Raw genomic sequence first — 11,586 nt, 5'->3', positions numbered from 1 at the left:
AGATCTCTGCGCCCTTCGCGCCTTTGCGTTAGTACGTTCAGATCTCTGCGCCCTTCGCGCCTTTGCGTTAGTACGTTAATAGGAATTACAAGCTATGTCGGTAGACTTCAACAACTGGATCTGTCCAACGCCACTCCGCGACTATCCGGCCATCGTGATGGGGCACGGTGCAGGTGGCAAACTATCTGCTGAACTGATCACTCACCTCTTCCTACCCGCGTTCGGCGGTCCCCATGGACCACTCGCCGATGCAGCCCTCATCGATGCCGGTGGTGCCCGCTTAGCCATCTCCACTGACAGCTTTGTCGTCCGACCACTCTTCTTCCCCGGCGGCAACATCGGCGAACTCGCCATCAACGGCACCATCAACGATATTGCTATGATGGGAGCGCAGCCGCTGGCGTTAACCGCCAGTTTCATCCTCGAAGAGGGCATGCCGCTCGATCAACTCGGCGTAATTGCCGAGAGCATGGGGCGCGCTGCCCAGCAGGCCGGCGTTACCCTCATCGCTGGCGACACCAAGGTGGTCGATCGCGGCCACGGCGACGGTGTCTACATTACCACCACCGGTTTTGGTCTTGTGCCGGCAGGGATCATGATCGGCCCAGAACATGCTCGCCCCGGTGACGCGATCATCGTTAGTGGACCGATTGGTCTCCACGGGATCGCAATTCTCAGTGTGCGCGAAGGTATCGAATTCGGCGCACCGATCACCTCTGATACTGCCGCCCTTCACGGTCTGGTTAGCACCATGCTTGCCAGTGGGGCACGTATCCACACGCTCCGTGACCCAACCCGTGGTGGAGTTGCCGCCGCACTCAACGAAATCGCCACGACCGCTCAGCTCGGCATCGAAATCGTCGAACGCGACATCCCCATCCCACCCACCGTTCAAGCCGCCTGTGAACTACTCGGTATGGACCCACTCCATATCGCCAACGAAGGTAAACTGATCGCCTTCGTCGAGCGTAACGACGTCGAGCGTTTATTGACAGCCATGCGAACCCACCCACTAGGGCGCGATGCTACACTAATCGGCTATGCCACCACCGAGCATCCCGGTGTGGTCGTCGCACGCACCAGAATCGGCGGTATGCGTGTGGTTGACACCCTGGTCGGTGAACAACTGCCACGTATCTGTTAAACGTAAAGAGGCTAAACGCAAAGGCGCGAAGGACACAAAGGTTTTTGTGGGGAAGCCAATCAGCGCGCTTGCCTCAACATTCATCCATATCTCTGCGCCCTTCGCGACCTTTGCATCTTTGCGTTTACCATCCTCTACGTTTTTGCCCTTGCTGCGCCTTTGTGTTAACCGTCTTTGCCCCCGCTGCACCTTTTTTTGCTATAATGCAGCAAGATGCTTCGCTTTTGCACCGTGAAAGGAGGTGAGCGCATGACCGATCCTAACCTTGATGATCTTAGGTCCCACCGTAACAGTTCCTATTCGTATCTCTGCTGCTCACCTCTGAGAGGTTAATAATCGTATGAGTGACGTAAAAACCGACAAAAATCACATCGAACGTTACGATCCCGCAGCCATCGAAGCGAAGTGGCAAGCGAAGTGGGCTACCGACCAGATCTACCGCACTCCACCGATCGAGCCGGCCAAACCGAAGTATTACGTGCTCGACTTTTACCCCTATCCCAGCGGCGATGGGCTAAGCGTAGGACACTGCCGCAACTATGTACCTACCGATGTCGTCGCCCGCTACTACCGCATGCGCGGCTACAACGTCCTCCATCCAATGGGATGGGACGCGTTCGGTTTGCCGACTGAAAACGCAGCAATTAAGACCAAAACCAATCCGGCCGTACTTACTCGCCGCTACAGCGCCAATTACAAGCGCCAGATGAACATGCTCGGCCTGAGCTACGACTGGGATCGCGAAATTACCTCGTCTGAACCCGATTATTACCGCTGGACGCAGTGGATCTTCTTGCGCCTGTACCAGTCGTGGTATGACCGCCGTGTTGACAAAGCCCGCCCGATTAGCGAACTGGAGGCTGAGCTGGCCGAGCACGGCACCAGCCGGCTTGACTTATCATTAACCGAGCCACAAGTTACTGCCGAAGAGTGGCGCAATGCTACGCCGCTCCAGCGCCAAGAGATTCTCCGCCGTTTCCGCCTCGCCTATCGTGGCGAAGCCGTCGTAAACTGGGACCCGGTTGACAAGACGGTACTGGCAAACGAAGAGGTGTTACCCGATGGTACTGCATGGCGAAGCGGTGCAAAGGTCGAACGCCGTGTCCTGAAACAGTGGTTCTTCCGCATTACAGCCTACGCCGACCGTCTCGACCGCGACTTGGACACGGTCGATTGGCCGTCTAAAATCGTTACCATGCAGCGCAACTGGATCGGGCGCTCGCGTGGTGCGGAAGTGATCTTCCACACCGAGAGCGGCGATCCGATTATCGTCTTCACCACTCGTCCCGATACGTTATGGGGCGCTACCTTCATGGTGCTCTCGCCGGAACACCCGCTGGTGGCAAAGGTAACAACTGAAGCGCAGCGCGCACAGGTTGAGGCATATGTCGAACAAGCGCGTCAACGCCCTACCACCACTGCCGTCGCCGAGGAGAAGGAAAAGACCGGCGTCTGGACGGGGGGCTACGCGATTAATCCCGTTAACGGCGCTCGCATTCCGATCTGGATCGCCGATTATGTCCTGATGGGCTATGGCACCGGTGCAATTATGGCTGTGCCCGCTCACGATGAGCGTGACTTCGCGTTTGCGCTGAAGTACAACCTGCCGATCATTCCGGTCATCACCCGCCCCGACAACGCAGCTCGCTCGTTGCTCCGCACCGAGACAATCGCTGCCGATACTGCCGATGTACTCCGTGCCGCCGGTTTTACCGTTACTGCTCAAGACGACGGCAACCTGTTGGTCGAACTGTCCGGTGATCGAGCGCACGAGTATGCAACTATCGTGCAACCACGCTTGGGTAACGGCTGGACAGAGGTGGTCGGCTCAGGTTGGCTGTTCATCTTCCCCGATGCGGTGATTGAGCTAGATTCAATCGCTGCTGACGAGCAGATTACGGCACGTCTCTGTGCTGCTACCGGTAACGCTACCCTCCCATCGGCGATGGCGTATCTGCACAATATCCCGGCATATCGCGACATCATCTATCACGACGAGCGGGGGACACCGATTCACTCTGGCCCGATCAACGGCATTTCTGCCGAGGAGGCCATCGAACGCACGATCACCTATCTCGAACAGCAGGGGATTGGTAAGGGACGGACGAATTATAAAATGCGCGACTGGCTGATCAGCCGCCAGCGCTATTGGGGTACGCCAATCCCGATTATCCACCGCGAGGATGGACTAGAGATTGCGCTCAGCGATGACGAATTGCCGCTGACACTGCCTAACGTCGAGAGTTACGAACCGACGGCAACCGGCGAGTCGCCACTGGCCCTGATCGACGATTGGGTGAATGTGACACTGCCTGATGGCAGCCGTGGCCGACGCGAGACCGATACGATGGGAACGTTTGCCTGCTCATCGTGGTACTTCTTGCGCTTCGCCGATAACCACAACGACAAAGCACTCGCCAGCCCAGAGGCTCTTGACTACTGGCTGCCGGTCGATATGTACGTCGGTGGAGCCGAACACGCCGTTATGCACCTACTCTACGCCCGCTTCTGGACGAAGGTGCTTTACGATCTGGGGGTCGTTAAGTTCTTTGAACCATTCACTTGCCTGCGCAATCAAGGCCTGATTCTGGCCCCGGCGCGTGAAGTTAACGGCCAGATCATTATCGAGAAGATGTCGAAGTCGAAAGGCAATGTCATCACACCCGACGAGGTAGTGGCCGAACATGGCGCCGATGCGTTACGCGGCTACGAGGCCTTTATCTCCGACTTCGAGCTATCAGTGCCTTGGAATACCGATGGCGTACCCGGCGTCAAGCGCTGGCTTGACCGCGTGTGGCGGATCGTGCTCTATCCCACTGCCGAGCGTGGTCAGAGCACCACTCCGATGAGCGAGCGTCAGTTGCGACGAGTAGCCCACCAGACCATTCAGCGCGTCGAACAGGACATCCTAAACTTTAAGTTCAATACGATGGTCGCCGCACTGATGGAGTTTACCAATACACTCTACCGTGCTCGCGATGCCGGCTTGGCCGGTACACCGGCATGGCAAGAAGCCATCGAGCTGCTCTTGTTGCTGATGGCGCCGATCACGCCCCACATCGCCGAAGAGTTGTGGGCACGACTCGGCAAGCCGTACAGCATCCATCAGCAGCGCTGGCCGGTCGCCGATCCCGCCATCGCTGCCGAAGAAGAGGTTGAAATCGTCATTCAAGTTAACGGCAAGGTGCGTGGAAAACTGACCGTACCGGTTGAGATTGACGAAGCACAGTTGCGTGAGTTAGCGTTGAACAACGAACGGGTACAGCAATTTATCAATGGCAAACAGATCCGAAACGTGATTGTGGTACCCGGACGGTTAGTGAACGTGGTAGTAGGGTAATACGTAATACGTCTGACGGCGGTACCGGGAATGGAGTAACGTCGCTGGAATAACCTTCCTATACGCATTAAACCTGCTCTGGGTGCGGCAACCTCTCTGCCGCATTCCAGAGTAAAAAATGCCCGGATTCATAGCTCGCGACAACCGCAATCTATGAGATACCCGCCACGACGTTCATGAATCTCGCTGATGATACCCATATCAACCGACCATGCGTATCCCGCCAATCCTAACCCATCGCCTTATTCGCGCTTATCTCGTGATTGCCCTCGGTGCAGTGCTCTTTGCCCTCCGTCGCGTCTACCTCCCGACCTTCTTTGAACTGCAAGGGGTCATATTCGATATCGCAGTACCCTCAGCGCTCAATAGTTGCTATAACCGACCCGCTCTCAACACGTGTAGCGATGCGGTAATTGTGGTGCTCACCGTTTTTGGCGTTGTAGCCGCAGTTGGCTGGGGTAATCTCGCGATGACGGTCTTTGCCCTCATTCTGGCCATTCCTCCCCTCGCCCTCTACTTCGCTCTCAGTCCGATCTGGCCGCCACTGATCGCGCTCGCCTTCATTCCGATTGCGCTCGAACTCGGTTTGTGGTTCCTCTTCCCGCGCCAACCAAATCAATCGTCTGAAGATGAGACTTGAATGCGCCATCGCAATGTTCACTCACCTAGACCCACACCAACCCTTTTCGCGCGATGCTGCAGATGTGGCTACCACATGAGCACTTAGGATAATAGAGCGACCGGTTATATCGCATCATCATCGATAATCGTCAACATCTGCTCATCCTGATCGGCAACCAGCTCACCCCCACTGATGCCGGTGAGTCGAAACACGATGGTCTCATCCTTTTCAGCAATCCTGTCACCGATCACTTCAATCACAACCGTGCGCGTTGTACCGGCCGGTGCCCCGCCAGGGAACACAAGGTCGCTCTTTATACCGTCTGGCACCCGATAATCGCTATCCGGTGATGCGGGGTTAACCGGACCAGGTTCGACAACATACGTTACCGTCACCTCTTTGTCGGTCGCTTCACGTAATTCGACGACCACTGCGCAGATAGTAATCTCCGGTGGATGACCCTCTATCAGTGGCTCGATCACCTGTACAACCACCAAACTTGTTCGTGTTGATGTTGCGTTTACCGTCGGTTCCACCGTTGCCGTTGGCGTCGCCGTCGGTTCTACCGTTGTCGTTGGTGTCGCCGACAGTTGGACCGGCGCCGTCGGCGTGTCCATCGGTTCCACCCTCGCCGTAGCGTCGCCGGAGGTTGGATCGGCGCCGTCGGCGTGACCATCGGCTGGATGCTTGGCGTCACCGGCGGTTCAACCGGTACCGAAGTTTCGATTGTGGCGAGTGTAGCCGTCGATGTTAATTCCACACGTGGCGTTGCTGTAGGTTCGGAACGTGGCGTCGTCGTCGGTGTGGCCGTCGGTTCCACCGTCGCCGTCGTGGTCATCGGCGTCACTGTTGGTTCCACCGTCGCCGTCGGTGTGGCCGTCGGCGCGGTCATCGGCGTCACTGCTAGTTCCACCGTCGCCGTCGGTTGCGCGAGCGGCGTTACTAAAGGTACGTTCGCCATTGTTGGTTTAGTGCTAAGCTTTTCCGGCGACATTGGCGTCGGCACGTCGATCAGCGCTGGAGTTGGCGTGAACGTTGGGAACGGTATCGGTGTAGCACGAGAAGTCGCTGTCGTCGGCGTCGGTGAAGCAGATGGTTTGGTAGGAGAGGAGACTACCGTTGCCGTCGGTGATGGCTGTGGCACGGTTGGAGTGACAGTTGACTGTGGTGGGATGACTACTATCGATACTGGCGTTCCGCGACTAACTTGATCAACGGTGAAATTATAGGTACGATTCGCAATCTCGGTCGCAGCCAGATTAGGGAAATCAGCAGCTACTTGGGCAAAACTGAGATTGGTTAGGAATGGTTCGTATATGTTTGCGATCAGAGAAGAACGTACTACGAACATATCGGCATCATCTGCGCGTTCAGCCCGAGCCAGTGTAAACGGCTTATCAACCGGCGTAAGCAGCCAAAAGATTGTTTGGATGACGCATAACACCGGCAATAACGCTAATCCGATTGCCAGTCCTATCGTCTGGAATAAATAGGTATGTCTTTTGGTTACTGAGATGTTGTCTGACAACTGCACAGCTTTATTCCTCAACACGACGCAATCGAATAGTAAAGGTGCAACCTTGGCCGGGGGTACTCCTTACGTGGATCGATCCACCTTGTAACTCGAGCAAGTGACGGGCAATGGGTAATCCCAACTCACCACTACGTTGAGACGAGTTATCATGTCGCTGAAACTGAGTAAACAACAGACCAGCTACATCGGTTGGGATAGCGGGACCGGTGTCACTCATCGAAAGCCAAATATCATTACCCTCGACACCGGCGCTGATCAGTACGCGCCCCTGGGTCACATAGCGCCGTGCATTATCCAACACCTGATAGAGCGCATGCTGTAACAATTCACGATCGGCCATCACCATCGGTAAATCAAGTGGCAGCGCCAGCGTTATTTGCACACCGCGTTCGGTAAACACTGTTCGCAACGGGCTGATAGTTGTCTCTACGAGTTGCGCCAACTCAGTTGCTTGCAGATGCACTTTTATTTGACCAGCTTCAAGCTGAGCTAACAGAGCCATGTTGTTGACCAGATTAATGATGTCGAACAAACGTTGTTGTACATTCCCTAACGCGCGAAGCTGCTCGGCGTCAAACTGATGGCTTGTGCGCTGCAAGAGATTAAAGTAATCGCGCACGTCTGTCAACGAAAAACGTAACTCTTGCGCAATGGTAGCGATCACATCGGTCTTAGCGCGATCAAGCCGAACCGCATTTGTATTGTCGTGAAGGACCATCACCTCACCGACGACATCACCATTTGATTGTCGCATCGGTGTCTTTCTCACCGTCAGAAAACGTTTCCCCACTGCAATCACACGATCGGCACGACCAAATAGTTCAGAATGAGAAACCCTGATCTCAGGCGGTAAATCGCGCAATAACAGTTCACCATGTACCGGGACAATCGGTTGCAAGAGCCGTTCAGCGGCGGTATTCAGCAAGATAATCCGCCCATCTGCATCGGTTACGATCACCCCATCGTCTATCGCGGCAAGGATTGCCCGCTGCCGTTCAGACTCGTGCTGCGCCAATTCATACTCAATCGCATTTACCAATGTTACCGCTGTCATATCGGCAATTGCCTGTATATGTGGCAGCACCGCCGCCGATAACCCCTGCTCTGTGTGCGCAAATATCAACATTCCGACCATTTGCCGATCACGACGCAGTGGTACGGTCAATAGCCCAACAATACCATGCTCGGCGCAAACCGTCTCGATGGTAGCAGTTAACCGATCTTCTTGCGGTGGCAATGCCGTCCACCGGTAACGAGTCAGTGTCGCATAGGGCAACGGAGCAGCGGGTCGCAGCCGAAAATTCCAACCGGCCGGCCCTGGAAGCAACGCAATCGCTTCGATCCCAGGCACGAGATCGACAGCACTGGTAATGGCAATCTGCAAGACTACCTCAACCCGTCGTTCTTGGTTGAGCTGGCGACTCGTTTCATACAAATGCAACAGAATAGAGGTCATCTGGTTAACCGCCAGCGCCAGTCGCCCCAGTTCATTTTCGTCACGCACATTGCTACGCTGAGCAAAATCTCCTGCACTCACCGCATCGGCTACAGCAACCAACTCATCGATGGGGTGGGTGATTCGGCGTGCTACTCCATACCCAACCAACACCGACATTACGACCAATACCACTGTGATCCCTATCACCACGTTCCGACTACCGGCCCATACACTGAGTAGCACGTCGCGTGATAAGCCAACGGCAAAGTAACCGTACTGTAATCCCCGAATCAGGAACGGCGCATAAACAAGCTGATATTCTTGCTCATCCAACCTGACGGTGGTGAGGAGTGAACAGGATAACAACGTCATCGATTGTACGGCTGTCGCGGTCTCGCCACTGAGCAGCCCGATGTCAAGGCAATTACCTTGCTCGTTCATCGCTACAAGTGTCTCGATCTGAGCCGGTTTCAGCCGTAACGCCGGTTGCGTATTCGTCGGAGTCGTTGTTACCAGTACAGCACCATCATTAGCGAGGATCGCGATGACATCTGCCTGACTCCGTGCTTGCAGGGTCATAAGTATATGATCGAGGCGCTGGGCAATGAAAACGCCACCAAGTAACCGCGCAATCTCACCTTCCCCAGCACGAGTGTAGACAGGGGCAACGGTAAAAAAATGCACGACATCACTACCGTCAGGTCGGCGGAAGGCGATCAACCCACTGTATGGCGTACCAAGCACATCATTTGTCCCGCTCGGTGTCTGCTCGGCGCGCAACACCTCTTCGATCGGTAGCAAACCGGCTACATTTGTGCTGGCATACTGTACCGGTTCTCCACTAGTTGGCGAACTTTCCCAATCGAGTAACGTTGCGCCGGTCTCGTCGAAAATAATCAATCGATCAGGTGAGACTTTTTCATTGATCTGCCCCAACGTCCAGAGACCGCCTACTGCGACAGCTAATCCATCAGTATCGCGCAGGGTCATCGCCTCGATAACGGACGGCGTACCGGTATCTGCGTTGGCAGCGGTGTACACAATCTGACCGAGGTAGGCAATACTACTAATTTCACGCAATGCCAGCTCCTCGGCAAGCCGCCGTGCGATCTGACCAAGCTGATTGTTGAAACGTTCCTGCCAGCTACCTGCGACCAATGTAATAGCAATACCCGAACCGACCAGTAAGACCAAAACGATCAGCGCCAGATAGGGCAGAATGATCGTGTATTGAATACGTGAACGGAGGATGTGAATAACATGGCGCACAATGAACTCCGCCATCAGTCTCATGCATGAAGATACATAGAGACATTCACCACTTTGGTCAATCGCCATCACGGGCTACCGGCAAGGCAAAGGCAAACGTACTACCGGCTCCTTCGCGGCTACGTAACCAGATTTGACCACGGTGTGCTTCAACCGCTAACTTGCAGAATGTCAGACCAAGACCGGTGCCACGTCCCTTCTGCTGCTGCACCTGACCAAATTTTTCGAATATCCGCGCGTGGTATTGAGGTGGAATACCGGGACCCTGATCGGCCACCCAGTATATCAGCCATCTCCCTGCCGGTAATGACGGTAACGTCATCGGCAGGTCTGGATGGACACCACCGAGTGTATCGGCGTCCAACTCGATCTGACGGGCGCCGATCGTTATGATCCCATTTTCGGGCGAGAACTTAATAGCGTTGTCGATCAGATTCTGCAAGACCCGAACGATCTTTTCGCGGTCAGCTTCAAACAGCGGCAATCCGACCGCCAGGTCCTGCGCCAATTGCACTTTTCGTTGTTGGGCATAGACTTGCAAGCGTTCAATAGCTTCATCAACCACAGCATACGGCGAGAGTGGTTCAAGGTTCAGGATCATTCGCCCTTGCTCCATCTTGCTGATGTCGAGCAGCGTGTTGATCATCTCGAGCATCGCCTGGCTCCCCTGATACGCGATGTTCAACATCTCTTGTTGCTGTGGCGAAATCGGCCCGCCCAAGCCACGCTGCACCATCATGATGCCGTTCATAATTGCCGTTAGCGGGGCGCGCAGATCATGAATGAGCATACCGGTGTAATCGTCGCGCAGCCGGGCGAGTTCGCGCTCCTTATCAATATTCTCGAACATGGCAAGACGGCCAATCTGCATACCGTGAGTATCGAGCACCGGCAAGATGGTATGGCGCAGGTAGCGAGTCGGTCCTTCGATCAGTTCGATCTCGAACACTCGATGTGGTTCCCCATCATTCAACCATGCCGGTTCTTCGACCACCTGGGCCCGCTCCATCAACTCGGCAATCAATTCATCGAGCCGCAACCCGATTAACGCTTCACGGGAACGGTGAAAGAGCCGTGCCGCAACAACATTACTCGCTACCACCACACCACGCATATCGGCCATTAAGATCCCACTATTGGTCGAATTGACAATGGCCTCAAAGCGATCGCGCACGGTACTCACCTGTTGAAACAGGAGAGCGTTCTCAATTGCGATACCAATAGTCGCTGCCATCCGGGTAAGGCGAATCGCCTCTTCTTCGGTAAAACGACCGGTTCGTTTATTGAGTAACTCAATTGCTCCAATCGTGCGGCCCTTGACCACAATTGGTACACAGAGGATTGAATGAACGTTATAGCCGATCCCCTCACTCACGTTCCGATAGAATCGCGGATCATACTCAGGATCATGCACAATCGCATATTGCTGTGTACGCACAACGTCACCGACAATCCCTACGCCCGGTGGTATTCGTTGGCCGATCAGTTTCTCTTGCCCACCTGCTAAGGTGATGACAAAGACCATCTCTCCGGTCTCTTCATCAAGCATCAGCAACGAACCGGCCTCCACCCGAAAGAACTGATTGATCTTTTCCATCACCAGATGGTAAATATCGCGCGGATCGAGCATCGAATTAACAGCGGCGGCAATATCGTTCAACGTCATCAATTCGGCGTTACGATATTCTGCTTCTTCAATGGTGCGAAACGCGGTAATCGCCGCTGCCAATTGACTGGCCATGAGGCGGATGCTCGATATTTCTTGATCATCAAAATGGCGTGGCTGCTCGATAGAAGCAACTACTAATGCTCCGATCACTCGGTCCTGTGCTACCAGCGGAATAATAAGGAGCGAGCGCACCTGCGCTTCGGTCAACATCGTCAATATCTGCAACAACATCGGCGAGCGGTATCGCTCGCGTGGCAACTCGGTAATATCGTGGATTTGATACGCCTGTCGTTGCTGCAAGGCGCGTTGCATGATCGGCAAATCGCTCATTGGGATGGGCGGGGGGAATGAGATACGAGGGGGAAAGGTGCTTACCAATGAGATCGATTCGCCTCTGGCATCGAGCAACAACACACCACAGAGCGCAACGCCTAACCCCTGCACAAATTCGTTCAGTGCCAGCAATAACAGTTCATCGAGGGTAGCTGCCGTCTCGATTGCAGTGGAAATGCGTAGTAGCCCTTGTGTGTTCGGCTCAGATTGTTTTGAAGAGGACACTGGATCACTCAT

The 11,586-nt window shown here is 54.7% G+C and carries 7 protein-coding genes; 3 read left to right on the top strand and 4 right to left on the bottom strand.

Annotation, left to right across the window (positions count from 1 at the left end):
* The first annotated feature begins 94 nt into the window (after positions 1–94).
* From hypE to AC01ZF_RS16465, 3 genes are all read left to right on the top strand, one after another.
* The gene (hypE, locus tag AC01ZF_RS16475) at positions 95–1,144 is read left to right on the top strand and encodes a hydrogenase expression/formation protein HypE (protein ID WP_424676090.1); all 1,050 of its coding nucleotides are present in this window, start codon (positions 95–97) and stop codon (positions 1,142–1,144) included.
* A 340-nt stretch (positions 1,145–1,484) separates the two neighbouring features.
* Positions 1,485–4,484, top strand: coding sequence for a leucine--tRNA ligase (locus tag AC01ZF_RS16470; protein WP_424676089.1), 3,000 nt, complete (start codon positions 1,485–1,487; stop codon positions 4,482–4,484).
* Positions 4,485–4,695: 211 nt separating this feature from the next.
* Positions 4,696–5,124, top strand: a complete 429-nt coding sequence (locus AC01ZF_RS16465; RefSeq protein WP_424676088.1) for a hypothetical protein — start codon at positions 4,696–4,698, stop codon at positions 5,122–5,124.
* A 104-nt stretch (positions 5,125–5,228) separates the two neighbouring features.
* Here AC01ZF_RS16465 and AC01ZF_RS16460 read toward each other — a convergent pair whose 3' ends face one another.
* The 4 genes from AC01ZF_RS16460 to AC01ZF_RS16445 are packed head-to-tail and all read right to left on the bottom strand — an operon-like array spanning position 5,229 to position 11,586.
* Positions 5,229–5,723, bottom strand: a complete 495-nt coding sequence (locus AC01ZF_RS16460; protein ID WP_428132420.1) for a hypothetical protein — start codon at positions 5,721–5,723, stop codon at positions 5,229–5,231.
* The gene (locus AC01ZF_RS16455; RefSeq protein ID WP_476575514.1) at positions 5,669–6,640 is read right to left on the bottom strand and encodes a hypothetical protein; all 972 of its coding nucleotides are present in this window, start codon (positions 6,638–6,640) and stop codon (positions 5,669–5,671) included. Before AC01ZF_RS16455 ends, AC01ZF_RS16460 begins: the two co-directional genes overlap by 55 nt.
* A gap of 4 nt (positions 6,641–6,644) precedes the next feature.
* Positions 6,645–9,362, bottom strand: coding sequence for an ATP-binding protein (locus AC01ZF_RS16450; RefSeq protein ID WP_476575513.1), 2,718 nt, complete (start codon positions 9,360–9,362; stop codon positions 6,645–6,647).
* Between the two features lie 43 nt (positions 9,363–9,405).
* Positions 9,406–11,586 carry a GAF domain-containing protein gene (locus AC01ZF_RS16445; protein WP_424676084.1) on the bottom strand — a complete coding sequence of 727 codons (2,181 nt, stop codon included), beginning with the start codon at positions 11,584–11,586 and terminating at the stop codon, positions 9,406–9,408.

Source organism: Chloroflexus sp. (assembly GCF_056331925.1).
This window is presented reverse-complemented; position numbering and strand designations above follow the sequence as displayed.

Coding starts and splice junctions, on each gene's coding strand:
- hypE (WP_424676090.1), top strand. CDS start 95: ATGTCGGTAGACTTCAACAACTGGATCTGTCCAACGCCACTCCGCGAC.
- AC01ZF_RS16465 (WP_424676088.1), top strand. CDS start 4,696: ATGCGTATCCCGCCAATCCTAACCCATCGCCTTATTCGCGCTTATCTC.
- AC01ZF_RS16445 (WP_424676084.1), bottom strand. CDS start 11,586: ATGAGTGATCCAGTGTCCTCTTCAAAACAATCTGAGCCGAACACACAA.
- AC01ZF_RS16460 (WP_428132420.1), bottom strand. CDS start 5,723: ATGGACACGCCGACGGCGCCGGTCCAACTGTCGGCGACACCAACGACA.
- AC01ZF_RS16470 (WP_424676089.1), top strand. CDS start 1,485: ATGAGTGACGTAAAAACCGACAAAAATCACATCGAACGTTACGATCCC.
- AC01ZF_RS16450 (WP_476575513.1), bottom strand. CDS start 9,362: ATGGCGGAGTTCATTGTGCGCCATGTTATTCACATCCTCCGTTCACGT.